This window comes from Collinsella sp. TM05-37 (assembly GCF_003436455.1).
In the GTDB taxonomy this organism is placed as follows: Bacteria; Actinomycetota; Coriobacteriia; order Coriobacteriales; family Coriobacteriaceae; genus Collinsella.
In genome coordinates this window covers 20607-38077 of the sequence record NZ_QSPN01000001.1, presented here as the reverse complement: position 1 = coordinate 38077, position 17471 = coordinate 20607, and the positions used below count along the sequence as shown (strand labels likewise).

General features: G+C 61.3%; 12 protein-coding genes. 8 read left to right on the top strand and 4 right to left on the bottom strand.

What is annotated here, in order from left to right; translation table 11 throughout:
- Positions 1 to 118 precede the first annotated feature (118 nt).
- A complete protein-coding gene (locus DXD48_RS00140; RefSeq protein ID WP_117563495.1) occupies positions 119 to 1141 on the top strand; it encodes a 2-keto-3-deoxygluconate permease in 1023 nt (340 codons plus the stop codon).
- 190 nt (positions 1142 to 1331) lie between these two features.
- Complete coding sequence (locus DXD48_RS00135; protein WP_117563494.1) at positions 1332 to 2474, top strand: diguanylate cyclase; 1143 nt, start codon at positions 1332 to 1334, stop codon at positions 2472 to 2474.
- A gap of 101 nt (positions 2475 to 2575) precedes the next feature.
- Here DXD48_RS00135 and DXD48_RS00130 read toward each other — a convergent pair whose 3' ends face one another.
- The gene (locus DXD48_RS00130) at positions 2576 to 3511 is read right to left on the bottom strand and encodes a DMT family transporter (protein ID WP_117563493.1); all 936 of its coding nucleotides are present in this window, start codon (positions 3509 to 3511) and stop codon (positions 2576 to 2578) included.
- Positions 3512 to 3610: 99 nt separating this feature from the next.
- The gene (locus DXD48_RS00125) at positions 3611 to 7357 is read right to left on the bottom strand and encodes a phosphoribosylformylglycinamidine synthase (RefSeq protein WP_117563492.1); all 3747 of its coding nucleotides are present in this window, start codon (positions 7355 to 7357) and stop codon (positions 3611 to 3613) included.
- A 184-nt stretch (positions 7358 to 7541) separates the two neighbouring features.
- Here DXD48_RS00125 and DXD48_RS00120 point away from each other — a divergent pair, with 184 nt between their 5' ends.
- Entirely contained in the window at positions 7542 to 9104 is a 1563-nt protein-coding gene (locus DXD48_RS00120; RefSeq protein WP_006234446.1) for a cation:proton antiporter, read from the top strand.
- A 222-nt stretch (positions 9105 to 9326) separates the two neighbouring features.
- Here DXD48_RS00120 and DXD48_RS00115 read toward each other — a convergent pair whose 3' ends face one another.
- Both DXD48_RS00115 and DXD48_RS00110 read right to left on the bottom strand, forming a co-directional pair.
- Positions 9327 to 10076, bottom strand: a complete 750-nt coding sequence (locus DXD48_RS00115; protein ID WP_089573313.1) for an SDR family NAD(P)-dependent oxidoreductase — start codon at positions 10074 to 10076, stop codon at positions 9327 to 9329.
- Between the two features lie 214 nt (positions 10077 to 10290).
- Entirely contained in the window at positions 10291 to 11634 is a 1344-nt protein-coding gene (locus DXD48_RS00110) for a homoserine dehydrogenase (protein WP_089573312.1), read from the bottom strand.
- A 251-nt stretch (positions 11635 to 11885) separates the two neighbouring features.
- Between DXD48_RS00110 and DXD48_RS00105 the strand changes: the two genes are divergently transcribed.
- The 5 genes from DXD48_RS00105 (at position 11886) to DXD48_RS00085 (ending at position 17471) form a co-directional block, all read left to right on the top strand.
- Positions 11886 to 13052, top strand: a complete 1167-nt coding sequence (locus tag DXD48_RS00105) for an ABC transporter substrate-binding protein (protein ID WP_117563491.1) — start codon at positions 11886 to 11888, stop codon at positions 13050 to 13052.
- Between the two features lie 271 nt (positions 13053 to 13323).
- Positions 13324 to 14511 carry an ABC transporter substrate-binding protein gene (locus DXD48_RS00100; RefSeq protein ID WP_117563490.1) on the top strand — a complete coding sequence of 396 codons (1188 nt, stop codon included), beginning with the start codon at positions 13324 to 13326 and terminating at the stop codon, positions 14509 to 14511.
- Between the two features lie 139 nt (positions 14512 to 14650).
- Positions 14651 to 15532 (top strand): branched-chain amino acid ABC transporter permease, encoded by an 882-nt coding sequence (locus DXD48_RS00095; RefSeq protein WP_089573309.1) that lies wholly within the window; start codon positions 14651 to 14653, stop codon positions 15530 to 15532.
- Between the two features lie 9 nt (positions 15533 to 15541).
- On the top strand, positions 15542 to 16621 hold the full coding sequence (locus tag DXD48_RS00090) for a branched-chain amino acid ABC transporter permease (RefSeq protein WP_089573308.1): 1080 nt from the start codon (positions 15542 to 15544) through the stop codon (positions 16619 to 16621).
- Complete coding sequence (locus DXD48_RS00085) at positions 16611 to 17471, top strand: ABC transporter ATP-binding protein (RefSeq protein ID WP_089573307.1); 861 nt, start codon at positions 16611 to 16613, stop codon at positions 17469 to 17471. Before DXD48_RS00090 ends, DXD48_RS00085 begins: the two co-directional genes overlap by 11 nt.

Below are 17471 nucleotides of genomic sequence, written 5' to 3'. Positions count from 1 at the left end.
GTCCAACGAATCGAATTTCTCACCGAGCTGGTCTATTTCTTCTGGTACCATGGTCAAACTTTACTGTAGCAAAGTGTGACGTGGGCTTTTGTACCCCGTCAGCGGAAATGGGGGTTTCATGGCACAGGAAGCGACCGCCAACGAGCAAAAGAAATTCAAGGTCCCGCGCATCCCGGGCGACATCATGATCTATCCGATGATCGTCGGTCTTTTGCTCAACACCTTCTGCCCGCAGGTTTTTGAGATCGGCGGCTTCTTTACGGCTGCCTGCCGCGGTGGCTCCAATACCATCGTCGCCGCGATCCTGCTGTTTGTGGGCGCCGGCATCAGCTTTAAGTCCACGCCGGGTGCCATCAAGACCGGTATCGTTGTGCTGATCCCCAAGCTGGTCGTCGCAGCGGCTCTCGGCCTGGGCGTGGCATATTTCTTTAACGACAACTTCCTGGGTCTGAGCTCCGTGTCTATCATCGGCGGCATCACGTTTTGCAACATGGCGCTCTATACGGGCATCATGGGCGAGTTCGGCGATGAGTCCGAGCAGGGCGCCGTCGGTATCCTGTTCTTTACGGCTGGCCCCGCCGTCACGATGATCATCCTCGGTGTTTCCGGCCTCGCCAACATTCCCATTGGCACCATTATCGGCTCCATCTTGCCACTCGTTATTGGCATGGTTCTGGGCAACCTGTTCCCGTTTATCAAGAACCTGCTGGTTCCCGGTGCCAATCCCGCGATTGCCGTCATCGGATTTCAGCTCGGTGCGTCCATGAGCCTTTCGAGCTTCATCACCGGCGGTATTTCCGGCATCTTGCTGGGCCTTGTCACGCTGTTTGTCGTCGGTCCCATCACCTTTGCGTTCGAGCGTCTGTGCGGCGGCAATGGCAAGGCCGCTGTGGCTTGCTCCACCATTGCCGGCACGGCTATGACCACACCGGTTGCCCTCGCCGAGGTCGCACCGCGCTACGCCGAGCTTGCGCCCATCGCGTACGCTCAGATCGCCACCGCCGTTATCATCACGGCGATCATGGCTCCGATTCTGACTGGCTGGGTCGACAAGAAGTTCTGCCAAGGCAAGGAGGATCTGTCGCCTGTCGGTGTCGAGGCCATCGAGGAGGCCGTCGCGACTGACATCGATGGCGAGTAGCAATCGATACCCATCAATGATGCCGGCGTGTGCAATTCGCGCCGTATGGGCGCCCGAACAGAAACTGTTTTGCAGTGATGTTCGGGCGCTCTGCTATTATCCCCTTTACCCCTGCGGAGTAAAGGGGTGTTTATTGCCCTGATTCGAATTGGGCGATTCTGACCACTTGGGTATTGAAGGGGTGGCGCTAGTGGTTAAGGCACTCAAGATTGAGATATTCGTGCTATGCATGATTGTTCTTATCGGGCTTGCCGTGCGAAGTCGTCGCTCCTTGTTCTCGAGCACCCAGCAGCTATTGTTTAGCATGCTGGGCTACACGTCTGCTGCCTACATTTTCTTCGATATGATCTGGACGCTCTCGGATGGCTTGAGCACTCCTGTAGGCATCACGGCCAACTGGATTTCCAACGCGGTTTCGTTTTCGCTCTTTGCTATCGCGTGTCTCATTTGGTTTATCTATTCCGAGACGGTGCAGGGTTCTCGCCTTTTGACCTCGCGCTATAGGGTGGTGCTTGTTGCGTTGCCTACGGCTCTGGTGGTCGTGCTGGCGTTTACCAGTTACTGGACGCACGCCCTGTTCTATATCGATTCGCAGGGCGTGTATCGTCGCGGCTTTGCCTATATGATCCAGCCCATCGTCAGCTACTGTTACGTTATACATACGTCCCTGCATGCATTTGTGCAATCTCGCAGGGTCGAGAGCCTGCAGACGAAGGCCATCTATCGAACCTTGGCATTTTTCGCCATTCCGGCCCTGGTGGGCGGTACCTTTCAGGTCGTATACTCGGTGCCCGGCCTTTGTGTCGGCATAATGATTAGCATGTTGCTGCTCTACATCATCTACCAGGAGCAGCTCATCTCGACCGACCCGTTGACTGGACTTAACATTCGCAACCGTTTTGAGACCTATATGCTGTCGCTCTTCTCAAATGTGGATCAGGCCGAAGATGTATATCTGCTTATGATGGACGCCGACGGCTTTAAGCAGATTAACGATCGCTATGGGCATGTGGAGGGCGACCACGCTCTTCAGGTCATATCCGCTGCGCTCAAAGAAGTCTGCTCGGCGTCTGGCGGCTTTATCGCACGTTATGGTGGCGATGAGTTCGTGGTGCTCCAAAAGGCAGTGGCGGAACAGGATATCATGCATCTGTGCGCGACAATCAACGATGAGCTCGCGCGCGCCGAGGTTCCGTATCTGTTGCGGATGTCCATCGGCTACGCACGGGTTGGTGATGGCGTCGATACCTGGCAAGACTTGCTTCGTGCTGCCGACGCGGAGCTCTACCGCGTAAAGCGCGAGAAGAAGAAAGCCGGCGTTCAGATACGCTAGGAAAAGGGGCACACGCTGGCGTGCGTGGCGGCCCTCGGCTCTCCGATGTACTCCATTAAACTAAAGTATGTGAATCCGCTCTGCTAAATAAGGGCAGTTCATTAGGCCTTTTTGGGCCTGTTGACGATGATGATGCCGCCGCAGACCAACAGCAGGGCAACAAGTACGGTCACAGGGCTCGTGCCAGCGCCCTCGCCGAGCAGCAGCGCGCTTAACAGTACGCCAAAGACTGGATTCATAAAGCCAAAGACCGACACACGGCTGACGGGGTTGACGGCAAGCAGACGCGACCATAGCGAGTACGCGACGGCGGAAATGAGTGCCATATAGATAATGAGCGCGATGGCGGGGGCGATTTCAGTGGGGGAGAGCGCGCCGCCCATCAAAAAGCCGATGGCGGTGAGGACCAGTCCGCCGACCAAGAACTGCCACCCGGCAAGCAAGACGCCGTCGTGCTTGCGCGAGAAGATGCCGATCAGGCAGGTCGAAAGAGCACCCGCGACAGTGGAGGCTAGGATAAAGCCCTCGCCATCGAGCCTGAAGCCAAAGGTGCCATCTGCGCCCGAGAGGTTGACGAGCGCGACGCCGGCAAAGCCCAGCGCACAGCCAAGCACCTTGGCCGTATTGAGCTTCTCGGTGTGAAATGCTAGGGCGGCAAAGAGGATTGCGAGGAAGTTGGCGCTGGCCTCGATGATGGAGCTCGACATGGCGCTGGCGCACGAGAGGCCCAGATAGAAAAAGAAGTACTGCCCGATAGTCTGGAAGAGCGACAAGACAAAGATGGGCTTGATGTCGCGAGCCTGCGGAATGAGGGGGCGGCGTTGGGCCGCACTCATCCCAACGATAACCAGGGCGCCGGCAAGCGTGAAGCGCAAGCCCGCAAAGAGCAGCTGCGAGGCGCTATCGTGCGCCGGGATACCAAAGAGCGCGTAGCCGATCTTGATGCAGGGAAACGCCGATCCCCAGAGTGCACAGCAAACAAGACAACCCAGGATGAGTCCGGGCAGGGTGGCGAGATACGGCTTGCGGCTTTCCATGATGTCCTTCCTGCATGCGCGAAGCAAAAAAGAACCCGCCACCGGATGCGTCGGTGGCGGGTGTTGTTACCCGAGGGGATTGTACCCGATGGGAAAGGTTTAAGCGAAGTAGGCCACGCCGCTCTCAAAGATCGGCATGAACTTATCGCCGGGGACATGCTCGGGCACGTTGCGGTACAGGTTGTCGCCGCGACGCTCGGCATGGCCCATCTTGCCCAGGACGCGGCCGTCGGGGCTCGTGATGCCCTCGATGGCGAGTGCGGAGCCGTTGGGGTTGACGGAGAGATCCATGCTGGGCTTGCCGTTCTCGCCCACGTACTGCGTGGCGACCTGGCCGTTGGCGATCAGCTGGGCGAGCACTTCGTCATTGGCGACAAAGCGGCCCTCGCCGTGGCTGATGGCGACGGTGTAGGGGTCGTCCAGGCTGCACTGCGACAGCCACGGGGACAAGTTGGACGAGATGCGGGTGCGCACCAGACGGCTCTGGTGGCGACCGATGGTGTTGAACGTCAACGTGGGCGCATCGGGCGTGGCGTCGACGATGTCGCCGTAGGGCACCAGGCCGAGCTTGATCAGGGCCTGGAAGCCGTTGCAGATGCCCAGCATCAGGCCATCGCGGGCCTTGAGCAGGTCGCGGACTGCCTCGGTGACCTCGGGAGCGCGGAAGAACGCCGTGATGAACTTGGCGGAGCCATCGGGCTCGTCACCGCCCGAGAAGCCACCGGGGATCATGACGATCTGGCTTGCACGGATGCGGCGGGCGAGCTCGTGGGTGCTCTCGGCGACGGCCTCGGGCGTGAGGTTGTTGATCACGAAGGTGTCGGCCTCGGCACCGGCGGCACGGAAGGCGCGGGCGCTGTCGTACTCGCAGTTGTTGCCGGGGAACACGGGGATGATTACGCGCGGGCGGGCGATCTTGGCGCCGCCGTACACGTGGATATCCTTGGCGCGGAAGTCGATGGTCTCGACCTCGGCGGTCTCGCCGGTGCTGCGGTAGGCGAAGACGCCCTCGATGCCGCTCTCCCAGGCCTCCTGGAGCTCAGCGAGCTCGATGACTTCGGAGCCGGTGTCGATGACATAGCCCTCGACGGTGGTACCCAGGGGCTCGACGACAACGCCGTCGGCGACCTCGGGCAGCTCGGCGTCCTCGGCGAGCTCGACGATAAAGCTGCCGTAGAGCGGGGTGAAGAGGCTCTCCACGTCCACGTCCTCGGCAAGCTCGATGCCGATCTGGTTGCCGACGCACATCTTAAAGAGGCTCTCGACGCCGCAGCCGTAGCCGGGCGTGGAGACGGCCAGGGCGTCGCCGTTGGCGGTGAGCGCCTCGACGGCGTCAAACGCGGCGAGCAGCTGCTGAGCGTCGGGGCGGTAGTCCTCACCATAGGTGGCGGGGGCGATGCGCACGACGCGATGCGTCAGACCCTTGAACTCGGGCGAGACGGCACGGGCGGCCTTGCCCACGGCCACAGCGAAGCTGATCAGGGTGGGCGGAACGTTGAGCTCACCGGCCTCGTCCTCAAACGAGCCGCTCATAGAGTCCTTGCCGCCGATGGCACCGGCACCCAGATCGACCTGGGCCATAAGGGCGCCCAGGACGGCTGCCATGGGCTTGCCCCAGCGCTCGGCCTCGGTGCGCAGACGCTCGAAGTACTCCTGGAAGGAGAGATAGGCACGCTTGTGCTCAAAGCCGGCAGCCACGAGCTTGGCGATGGACTCAACCACGGACAGGTAGGCGCCCGCAAACTGGTCGGCCTCCATCAGGTAGGGGTTGAAGCCCCATGCCATAGCGCTCGCCGTGGTGGTCTCGCCGTCCACGGGGAACTTGGCAACCATGGCCGAGCTCGGGGTGAGCTGCGTCTTGCCGCCAAAGGGCATGAGCACGGTTGCGGCACCGATGGTGGAGTCGAAGCGCTCGGACAGGCCCTTGTTGGAGGCGACGTTGAGGTCAGTGACAAGCGAGGTCATGCGCTCGGCAAGCGTGGTGCCGGCCCAGCTGGGCTGCCACACGCTGCGGGCACAGACGTGGGCGACCTGGTGCTTGGGCGCGCCGTTGGAGTTGAGGAACTCGCGGGACAGATCGACGATGGCGACACCGTTCCAGGCCATGCGCATGCGCGGCTCGGCGGTAACCTCGGCGATAACGGTCGCCTCGAGGTTCTCCTCGGCGGCGTAGCCCATGAACTCCTCGACGTCACCGTCGGCGACGGCGCAGGCCATGCGCTCCTGGGACTCGGAAATGGCGAGCTCGGTGCCGTCCAGGCCGTCGTACTTCTTGGTCACGGTGTCCAGGTCGACATACAGGCCGTCGGCAAGCTCGCCCACGGCGACTGAGACGCCGCCGGCGCCAAAGTCGTTGCAGCGCTTGATCAGGCGGCAGGCGTCGCCGCGGCGGAACAGACGCTGCAGCTTGCGCTCGACCGGGGCGTTGCCCTTCTGGACCTCGGCGCCCGAGGTCTCGATGGACTCGGTGTTCTGGGTCTTGGAGGAGCCGGTGGCGCCGCCGATGCCGTCACGGCCGGTGCGGCCGCCCAGCAGGATGATCTTGTCGGTGGGGGCGGGGCACTCGCGACGCACGTGGTTTGCCGGGGTAGCGCCCACGACGGCGCCGACCTCCATGCGCTTGGCAACGTAGCCGGGGTGATAGAGCTCGTTGACCTGGCCGGTGGCAAGGCCGATCTGGTTGCCGTAGCTGGAGTAGCCGGCGGCAGCGGTGGTTACGAGCTTGCGCTGCGGCAGCTTGCCCTCGAGCGTCTCGGACACGGGGACGGTGGGGTCGCCGGCGCCGGTGACACGCATGGCCTGGTACACGTAGCTGCGGCCCGACAGCGGGTCGCGGATGGCACCGCCCACGCAGGTGGCGGCACCGCCGAAGGGCTCGATCTCGGTCGGGTGGTTGTGGGTCTCGTTCTTAAAGAGGAACAGCCAGTCCTGGTCCTCGCCGTCGACATCGACCTTCACCTTGACGGTGCAGGCGTTGATCTCCTCGGACTCGTCGACATCGGTCATGACGCCGGTCTTCTTGAGGTACTTGGCGCCGATGGTGCCCATGTCCATGAGGCAGACGGGCTTGGTGTCGCGACCGAGTTCGTGGCGCATCTCCATGTAGCGGTCGAAGGCCTGCTGCACCACGGCGTCGTCGATCGTCACGTCGTCCAGGACGGTGCCGAAGGTGGTGTGGCGGCAGTGATCGGACCAGTAGGTGTCGATCACGCGGATCTCGGTGATGGTGGGGTCGCGATCCTCATCGCGGAAGTACTGCTGGCAGAAGGCGATGTCCGCCTCGTCCATGGCAAGGCCGCGCTCGGAAATAAAGGCGGCAAGGCCGGCTTCGTCGAGCTCGCGGAAACCGTCGAGCACCTCGACGGGCTGGGGCTCGGGGGTCTCCATGTACAGCGTCTCGGGCAGGTCGAGCGAGGCGATGCGCGCCTCGACGGGGTTCACCACGTAGTGCTTGATGGCATCAATGGCGGCCTCGTCCAGAGCGCCCGAGATCATATAGACCTTGGCGGAGCGCACGGCGGGGCGCTCGCCCTGGCTGATGAGCTGCACGCACTCGCTGGCGGAGTCGGCGCGCTGGTCAAACTGGCCAGGCAGGAATTCGACGGCAAAGACGGCGCCATCGCTTGCGGGGAGCTCGTCGTAGGTCACATCGACCTGGGGCTCGCTAAAGACGGTCGGCACGCAGGACCGGAAAAGCTCCTTGTCGATGCCCTCGACGTCGTAGCGGTTGATAATCCTCAGGGCCTCGATGCCCTTGATGCCGAGAATTTCGGTCAGCTCGCCCTTGAGCTGCTGAGCCTCGACGTCGAACCCGGGTTTCTTCTCCACGTAGATACGAGAGACCATTGGTTCCTGCCTTCCTGATCGGTTGGGCGTACGGTACGGTATGCGGCAGCGGTCGGTTTGCGGGGTCTGCCCTGCGGTCGCCTTGAGCCACATGTTTGTAAACCTCACTATGATACGACAGCTCGCGGCGCGTTGAGGACGGCGAGGGTGCTACAGTGAAGCGCAAACAAGAGAAAGGCATCACATGGCATTCGTTTCGCTCGCCATCATCGCACTCGTGGCCTTTGCGAGTCCTTTTATCGCCTCGGCGATTCCCGGAAAACCCGTTCCCGAGACGGTCTTTTTGCTCGTGCTCGGCGCGGTACTGGGACCCCATATGCTCGGCGTCATCCATGTAGATGCTGAGGTCTCGCTTGTGTCCGAGCTGGGCCTGGCCTTTTTGTTCCTGCTTGCCGGCTTTGAGATCGACCCCAAGAGCATCACGGGCGTCGAGGGGCGCTACGGCTTGGCGACGTGGGTCGTCACGTTTGGTATCGCCTGGCTTGCCGTGCGCTTTACCCCGTGGTTCTCAGTCAGTCATTTCGACGGTATCGCCGTGACGCTTGCCCTCACTTCGACGGCGCTCGGTACGCTTGTGCCCATCATGCGCGAGCGCTCGCTCACCGGCACGCGCGTGGGCGACTCGATTCTCGCGTATGGCACTTGGGGCGAGCTCGGTCCCGTGCTCGCCATGTCGGTGCTGCTGTCTGCCCGCACTGGCATCCAAACGCTCGTAATCCTTGGCTTGTTTGCGGTGGTTTGCGTGTTGCTGGCCGTGGTCCCAAGCCGCTCCAAGCGCGTCGGCAGCCGCTTCTTTGCGTTTGTCGAGGAGCGCGCCGATACCACGTCGCAGACCTTCGTGCGCCTGACGGTGCTCATCCTGGTCACGCTCGTGGCGTTCTCGGCCGTCTTTGATCTCGACATCGTGTTGGGTTCTTTTGCCGCCGGCTTTGTCCTGCGCTATATCATCCCCGAGGGCAACCATACGCTCGAGACCAAGCTCGACGGTCTGGCCTACGGTTTTTTGATTCCGGTGTTCTTTACCGTATCGGGCGCAAAGATCGATCTGACGGCCGTGGCGTCGCGCCCGGGTCTGCTCGTGGGCTTTATCGTGGCGTTGTTGATTATTCGTGCCGTGCCTATTCTTATTTCCATGAGCATTTGTCCTGCGACGCGCGATGTGTCGGCGTATGGTCGCATTACCGTGGCCCTGTACTGCACCACGGCGCTGCCGATCATCGTTGCCGTTACGAGCGTTGCCGTCAACGCGGGCGCGCTGTCGCAAGATATTGCGTCGGTCATGGTTGCCGCCGGTGCCATCACGGTGTTCTTGATGCCATTGCTCGCGCAGCTCTTCTACCGCGTGGTGGATGCCGCACCGGTCGCCGCCGTGGCAGAGGTTGCCGAGCATCCATCCGATGCGCTCGACATCTTGCGCGCCCACCACGACCTAGCGAGCTTGCTCGCGCGCGAGCACGAGCTGCTGACCTCGCATGGCCATGGTCGCGTATTCGAGGGCCTGCCTACGCTCGATACGATTGCCGAGCGTCTTTCCGCCGAGGCAGCGAGCGGCCACATCGATGCCCGCATCGTGGACGCGGCGCACCTGCTTGCCGATAAGACCTATGGAGACGAGGTCGACCCGTCCGAGCTGACTCCGCGTGAGCGCCGCCGCCTGGAGCGCGCCAAGCTCGCTGTGCGCGAATACCGCCGCCGCATGCTGGAGCTCTATGCGCGCGAAGAAGCCGAAGACGACGACGGTAAGTAGTCGATACTTTCTCGGGGAAGCCGCGTCCCGCTTTGAAGGCTCGGAACGGGATGTGGTTTCCGCAAGGAGGTCCTGGGGGAAACCGTGCCCCGTTCTGATCCGAAATACTGGGACATAGTTTCCCTTTCATAACAGGAGAAGGCGCGCTGTCTGTAGTTGATTCAGACGGCGCGCCTTTTTGGTTGAGCTATGTTGAAACTTGAAGCCAAAGCTTGTGGCTCCTTAGGAGCGGGCGGCTCCGTCGACGGGGAGCACGGCGCCCGTGACATAGGAGGACATGTCGCTCGCCAGGAAAACAAAGGCGTTGGCGACATCCTCGGGCTCGCCCATGCGACCCAGCGGAATGGTGGCGATGATGGGCTTGATGACCTCTTCGGGCAGGTTGGCGACCATGTCGGTCTTAGTCACGCCGGGGGCGACGGCGTTGACGCGGATGCCCATGGGAGCGAGCTCGCGCGAGAGCGACTGGACCATACCGTTGACGGCAAACTTGGACGTGGGGTAACCGACGCCGGAGGGCTGGCCGTACTTGGCGACCATCGAGCTTGTGGTAGTGATGGTGCCGCCGTGGCCGGCCTCGGTCATGATCTTGGCGGCAGCCTGGTGGCCATTAAAGACGGCGACGACGTTAAGGTCCATGACCTTTGCGAACTCCTCGGCCGTATAGTTAAGGAGCGGCGAGCGCTGGGAGATGCCGGCATTGTTGACGACCGTGTCCAAGCCGCCCATGTCAGCGGCAGCCTGGGTAAAGGCCTCGGTCACGGCTTCGAGCGAGGTGAGATCGCAGGAGCGACCCCAGACCTTGGCGTCGGGATAGGCGGCTGTCAGCTTCTCAACGGCCGTGTCGGCAGTCTCCTGGCGCGAGCCAAAGACGGTGACGGCAGCGCCTTCCTCGATAAAACGGCAGGCGATGGCATAGCCGATACCGCGTGTGCCTCCGGTGATGATTGCTTTCTTGCCCTCGAGCAACATGGTGCTTCCTCTCATCGCGGGCGGACATTCGCAGCACAGCGTAGCGGTAGTCGGAATCGGCCGCGTTTGCATATCGGTGAACGGTAGCCCGCGTTACCGATGAGCGGCTCGCGCAAATGTGCTTTGCCGTTGTGCTTAGGGCAGGTGACAAAAGGGCTCCCGTCCCACATCGGACGGGAGCCCTCAAGGCGCGTATTGCTAGGCGAGCGTTGGGCTAGTTCGCCATGACGCCTTCGGTCCAAGCCTCAACGTCCTCGATGCGCAGGACGTTGGCGACCTCGGCCACGCAGCCGACGCTGGCAAGCTCGGCGGCGGCAGCCTGGACGTCCTTCTCGAGCGCGCGGTGCGTCAGGAAGATGACCGAGCAGGCATCGCTGACGCCCGACTTGCCGTCCTCGACCTGGTTGATGAGCGAGATCGAGATGTTATGCTTGGCAAAGATGTCGACCGTCTCGGACAGGGCGCCCACGCGGTCGGCGACCTTCAGGCGCACATAGTACTTGGTCTGGAGCTCGTCCATGGGCTTAAAGGCGAGGTTGTGGCCATAGGGCTCAATCTCGGGCAGCGGAGCCACGCCGCGGCTGATCTGCTCGGAGAGCGACAGGATATCGCCCACGACGGCGCTCGCGGTGGGGAAGGAGCCTGCGCCCGCGCCGTAGAACATGGTCTCGCCCACGGCGTCGCCTACCACGTAGACGGCGTTCATGGCGCCGTTGACCTTGGCGAGCATATGGTCTGCGGGGATCAGCGTGGGATGCACGCGAACGTCGACGCCAGCGTCGGTGTTGCGGGCGATGCCGAGCAGTTTGATGGTGTAGCCGAGCTCGCGGGCCTGGGCGATGTCCTCGGCGCCGATGGTGCGGATACCCTGCTGGTACACATCATCGGTGGTAACGCGGGTGCCAAAGCCGATGGAGGCGAGGATGGCCGTCTTGCTGGCGGCATCGAAGCCGTCGACGTCGGCGGACGGGTCGGCCTCGGCATAGCCCTTAGCCTGTGCGTCGGCGAGCACGTCAGCGTAATCGGCGCCCTCGGCGTCCATGCGCGACAGGATGTAGTTGGTGGTGCCGTTGAGGATGCCGGCGATGGTCAGGATCTTGTTACCCACCAGGTCGTGCTCGAGTGTGCTGACAATGGGGATGCCGCCACCGCAGCTGGCCTCGCACTTAATCTGCACGCCGCACGCACGCGCCTTCTCGGCAAGCGTCTCGACGTGACGGCCCAGCAGGGCCTTGTTGGCAGAGACGACGTGCTTGCCGTGCTCAAAGGCGGTGGTGAAGATCTCGGTCGCGGGGTGCTCGCCGCCGATGAGTTCGACGACGATATCGACGGCTGGGTCGGTGACGACGTCATGCCAGTCACTCGTAAAGGCCTCGCGCTCAATACCGGCTGCCTCGGCCTGCTCCCAGGCAAGCGCGCAGGCGCGGGTCAGCTTAAGGTCGATGCCGTAGGCTGCCAGGTACTCATCGTGGTGGCTCTTGATCAGACGGGCCACGCCGCCGCCGACGGTTCCCAGACCGATCAGACCGACGTTCACGGTGCGCAGGGATTCGCTCATAGATAGCTCCTTCGTGCATCTTATGGATGGATTAACCGCTTAAAGGTTGAGTGCATTCTAGCGTGAACCGGGGGCGCGTGCTCGCCAGGCAACAGGAGCCGCACAAAACGGCACCCCCGAAACGCTGCGGAAACATTGGAAACACGCTCGCTACAAACGGACTTCTGTAACAAACTGTCAACGTTTGCGCCATAAGGTTTGCCCTGTACCGCAAGACGGCCGCACCGCGGCCAGCGAAAAAGGGGGACACCATGTTCAGCATCAACAGCACGCTCAGCCGTAGGAACTTTCTCGCCGGCGCTGCGGCGCTCGGCAGCACCGCCGCACTCGCTGGTTGCTCGTCGGGTGGCTCGGACGGCGGCACCGCCGATGACGGCAAGACCTTCAAGATCGGTGTCATCGGCCCTCTGACCGGCGCCGCGGCAACCTATGGCGTTTCGGCCGAGAAGGGTGCCAAGCTTGCCGCCAAGGATTTCTCGACCAAGGACCTCAAACTCTCGCTTAAGTCCGAGGATGACGTCGCCGACGGCGAGAAGGCTATCAACGCTTTCAATACCCTGTGCGACTGGGGCATGCAGGCGCTCGTCGGCCCCGTCACGACTGGTGCCGCCGTCGCTGTCTCGGGCGAGATCGCCGACGATATGCTCATGGTCACGCCCTCTGCTTCGTCCCTCGACGTCACCAAGGACAAGACCACGGTTTTCCAGGTTTGCTTTACCGACCCCACCATGGGCGCGAGTGCTGCCAAGTTTTTGGCCGAGAAGTATGCAGACGCCAAGATCGCCCTGTTCTACAACTCCGGCGATACGTACAGCTCGGGTGTTGCCGATGCCTTTGCCGAGCAGGCCAAGGAGTCCAAACTTGATATCGTCGATACCGAGACCTTTAAGGACGACTCCTCCACGAGCTTTACCAACCAGCTCACCAAGGCCAAGGAGGCCGGCGCCACGCTCATCTTTGCGCCGATCTACTACACGCCGGCGTCCGTTTTGCTCAAGAACGCCAAGGACATGGGATACGACATGACCCTCATGGGTACCGACGGCATGGACGGCCTGCTCTCCGTTGAGGGCTTCGACACCTCCCTTGCCGAGGGCGTGCTGCTCATGACCCCGTTCTCTGCCGACGATGAGAAGAACGCCGACTTTGTCAAGGCATATAAGGACGCCTACGACGAGACGCCCAACCAGTTTGCCGCCGATGCCTATGACTGCGTCCATGCGATTGTCGAGGCTATCGATAAGGCAGACATCGATATTACGGCCGACGGCGCCGACATTGCCGGCGATCTTGCCAAGGCCATGCGCAAGATCAAGATCGAGGGCCTGACGGGCGAGCTCACGTGGAACGACGAGGGCCAAGTCGAGAAGCCCGCTACAGCCTATGTGATCCAGGACGGCAAGTACATCGCCGCCTAAGTGCGTATAAAGCGCTACCGGTGAGGCCGTTTTAATCAGGACAGGGAAGCTTGTAACAGAATGGAAACATTACTTTCACACAATAAAGTGGCTAAACTGCATAAACCAATAGAAATACGCATAATTATGGATAAACGGACAAAACAAAAGAATAGTTGAAATAATCGCCACTTTTCTCAACTAAAGCGTCTACTATTTTGCGAACGCCGAACACGGCGAAGGATGGCCTGTTGGGTAACCGAAACCCGACGAGATTTGAGAGGAGAGCCGCATGTCGAGCCTCACCGGTAAGTCATTGAACCCTGTTATGAATCGCAGGAGCGTTATCGCGAGCGCAGCAGGTCTGGGGGCGATGTCCATTCTAGCTGGCTGCTCCTCCAACGGCGGCGACAGCGGTTCCGCTTCGGGCGACGCTTCGTTTAAGATCGGCACCATCGGCCCGCTGACCGGTGCCGCCGCGTCCTACGGCAAGTCCGTTACCCAGGGCGTCGAGCTTGGCTGCAAGGACTTCTCCACCAAGGAGCTGCCGCTTGCCAGCAAGGCCGAGGACGACCAGGCCGACGGCGAGAAGGCCGTCAACGCCTTTAATACCCTGCTCGACTGGGGCATGCAGGCCCTTGTCGGCCCGACCACCACGGGTGCGTCGGTTGCCGTTGCCGCAGAGTGCGGTAACGACCCCAAGACGTTCATGATCACCCCGTCCGCGTCCTCCGAGGACGTCACCGACGGCAAGGATTGCGTCTTCCAGGTTTGCTTTACCGACCCCAACCAGGGCGTCAACGCTGCCAAGTTCCTGGCGCAGAAGTATGCGGACGAGAAGTTCGTACTGTTCTATAACTCCGGCGACGCCTATTCTTCGGGTATCGCAGATTCCTTTAAGGCCCAGGCCGCTGAGTCTAAGCTCGAGATTGTTGACGAGGAGACCTTTAAGGACGACTCTGCCACGAGCTTTACCAACCAGCTGACCAAGGCCAAGCAGGCCGGCGCCACCATGATCTTCGCGCCGATCTACTACACGCCGGCGTCCGTCCTGCTCAAGAACGCCAAGGACATGGGCTACGACGTCAAGATGATGGGCTGCGACGGCATGGACGGCATCCTGGGCGTTGAGGGCTTCGACACTTCTCTTGCCGAGGGCCTGCTGCTTATGACCCCGTTCTCCGCCGACGACGAGAAGAATGCCGACTTCGTCAACGCTTACAAGGATAAGTACGGCGATACCCCCGACCAGTTTGCCGCCGACGCCTACGATGGCGTGCACGCGGTGGCTGAGGCCCTCAAGGAGGCCGGTCTTGGTGTCGACGCCGATCCGACCGAGGTCGCCGAGAAGCTGCCCAAGGCTATGCTCAAGATTACCGTTGACGGTCTGACCGGCAAGCTCACCTGGAACGATAAGGGTCAGGTCCAGAAGGACCCCACGGCGTACGTTATCACCGATGGCAAGTACGTACAGGCCTAATAGACCGCCTTACATAGAGCGGTTTTGATCCCAAGCAGGGGAGGTTTTGGCCTTCCCTGCTTGCTTGGTATCTAGGGACAGTGTAACGTCCCTGTTTCATACATCAACTGGAAACCTATTCGAAAGGGGGATGTGGAACATGACGGTCTTTATCCAATACCTGGTCAACGGCCTGTCCATGGGCAGCGTCTACGCCATCATCGCGTTGGGCTACACCATGGTCTACGGTATCGCCAAGATGCTGAACTTCGCTCACGGCGACGTCATCATGGTCGGTGCCTATGTCTCGTTCTGCGCCACGTCGTATCTCGGCCTCCCGGGCTGGGCATCTGTAATTCTCTCTTGCGTGGTCTGCACGGTTCTCGGTGTTCTCATTGAGGGTCTGGCCTATAAGCCGCTGCGCCAAGCAGGCCCGCTGGCCGTTTTGATCACGGCCATCGGCGTGTCCTACTTCCTGCAGAATGCCGCGCAGCTTCTGTGGGGCGCCACGCCCAAGAACTTCACTTCGCTCGTCACCTTCCCGGTGCCGGAGTTCTTGGCCAAGTTCAACGTGAGCGCCGTGTCGCTCGTCACCATCGTCGCCTGCCTGGTTATCATGGCCGGCCTGATGTTCTTTACAGGTAAGACCAAGATGGGCAAAGCCATGCGCGCCGTGTCCGAGGACAAGGCCGCCGCTCAGCTCATGGGCATCAACGTCAACCGCACCATCTCGATGACGTTTGCCATCGGCTCTGCCCTTGCCGCCATCGCCGGCGTGCTCCTGTGCTCCTACTCGCCGGTGCTGCAGCCCACGACGGGTGCCATGCCTGGCATCAAGGCCTTCGACGCCGCCGTCTTTGGCGGTATCGGCTCCATCCCCGGCGCCTTTGTCGGTGGCATTCTCATCGGCATCATCGAGGCGATGGCGCAGGCCTACATTTCCACGAGCCTTGCCAACTCCATCGTCTTTGGTGTTCTGATCATCGTCCTGCTCGTCAAGCCTGCCGGCCTCTTGGGCAAGTACGTCCCCGAGAAGGTGTAGGTGAGCGTTATGAAGTTTCTTAAAGACAAGCAGACGCGTCACGACTTTGTTACGTACGCCATGTGCCTTGTGGCGTTCGCCATCGTGTTCTTTATGCAGTCCAACCACATGATTCCGCGCATGATCGCCGGTCAGCTGGTTCCCATTACGGCCTATATCGTCATGGCCATCTCCCTTAACCTCGTCGTCGGCATCGCGGGTGACTTGTCGCTGGGCCACGCGGGCTTTATGAGTGTCGGTGCCTATACGGGAATCGTCACCGCCGTCGCGCTGGAGAGCGCCGTTCCCTCCGATCCGGTGCGCCTTATCATCAGCATCGTGGTCGGCGCCATCGCTGCCGCCATCCTGGGCTTCTTGATCGGCATCCCGGTCCTTCGCCTGAGCGGCGATTACCTGGCTATCGTGACGCTGGCCTTTGGCGAGATCATCAAAGAGATCGTCACCTGCCTTATCGTGGGCGTCGACTCCCGCGGCCTGCATGTGATCTTTAACATTACAGGTAACTCCACGATCGACGACCTGCACCTGCTCGAGGACGGCACCGCCATCATCAAGGGCGCCCAGGGCGCATCGGGCGTGTCGACGTACTCGACCTTCCTCGCCGGTGCCGTCCTGGTCATGGTCGCACTCGTGATCGTGCTCAACCTGGTTCGCAGCCGTACCGGCCGTGCCATTATGGCCGTGCGCGACAACAAGATCGCTGCCGAGTCCGTGGGCATCTCCGTCACCGAGTACCGCATGATCGCCTTCGTGGTTTCCGCCGCTCTCGCCGGCGCTGCCGGAGCCCTCTTCGGCGGTAACTTCTCGCAGCTTTCCGCCACCAAGTTCGACTTCAACACGTCCATCCTCATCCTGGTATTCGTGGTCCTGGGCGGTCTGGGCAATATGCGCGGCTCCGTCATCGCGGCGGCGTTGCTCACGGTGCTTCCCGAGCTGCTCCGTCAGTTCTCGGACTACCGCATGCTCATCTACGCCATCGTGCTGATCCTGGTCATGATCTTTACCAACAACCCGCAGCTCAAGGCGTTCTTCGCACGCATTAAGGACCGCTTTGCTTCCAAGAAGGAGGTAGCAGCCGATGCCCAGTAAGTTTGAGTTCAACAAGGGCAAGATGGTCCCGTATCCTTCTGGCGCCATCGTTCCCGACCGCGACCTGGGCCAGCGCCCGGCGCTCGAGTGCATCCACTTGGGCATTGAATTTGGCGGCCTTAAGGCAGTCGACGACTTTAGCCTGACCATCGGTAAGACCGAGATCGCCGGTCTGATCGGTCCCAACGGTGCCGGTAAGACCACGGTCTTCAACCTGCTCACCAAGGTGTACCAGCCCACGCACGGTACTATCCTGCTCGACGGCGAGGACACCTCGGGCAAGTCGGTCTATCAGGTCAACCGTATGGGTATCGCCCGTACCTTCCAGAACATTCGCCTGTTCAACACCATGACGGTGGAGGACAACGTTAAGGTCGGCCTGCACAACCAGGAGCGCTACTCTGGTTTTGAGGGCGTGCTGCGTCTGCCGACGTACTGGAAGCACGAGAAGGCCGCCCACGAGCGCGCCATGGAGCTGCTGTCCATCTTTGATATGGAGCACCTGGCAAACGAGCAGGCCGGCTCGCTGCCTTACGGCGCCCAGCGTCGTCTGGAGATCGTCCGCGCGCTTGCCACCAACCCCAAACTGCTGCTGCTCGACGAGCCTGCCGCCGGCATGAACCCGTCCGAGACCGCGGAGCTCATGGAGAACATCGTCAAGATCCGCGACACCTTTGGCATCGCCATTATGCTTATCGAGCATGATATGTCGCTCGTCATGAACATCTGCGAGGGCATCTGCGTGCTCAACTTTGGTAAGGTCATCGCCAAGGGCACGGCCGAGGAGATCCAGAACAACGATGCCGTAATTGAGGCATATCTGGGCAAGCAGGATAAGGGGGAGAACTAA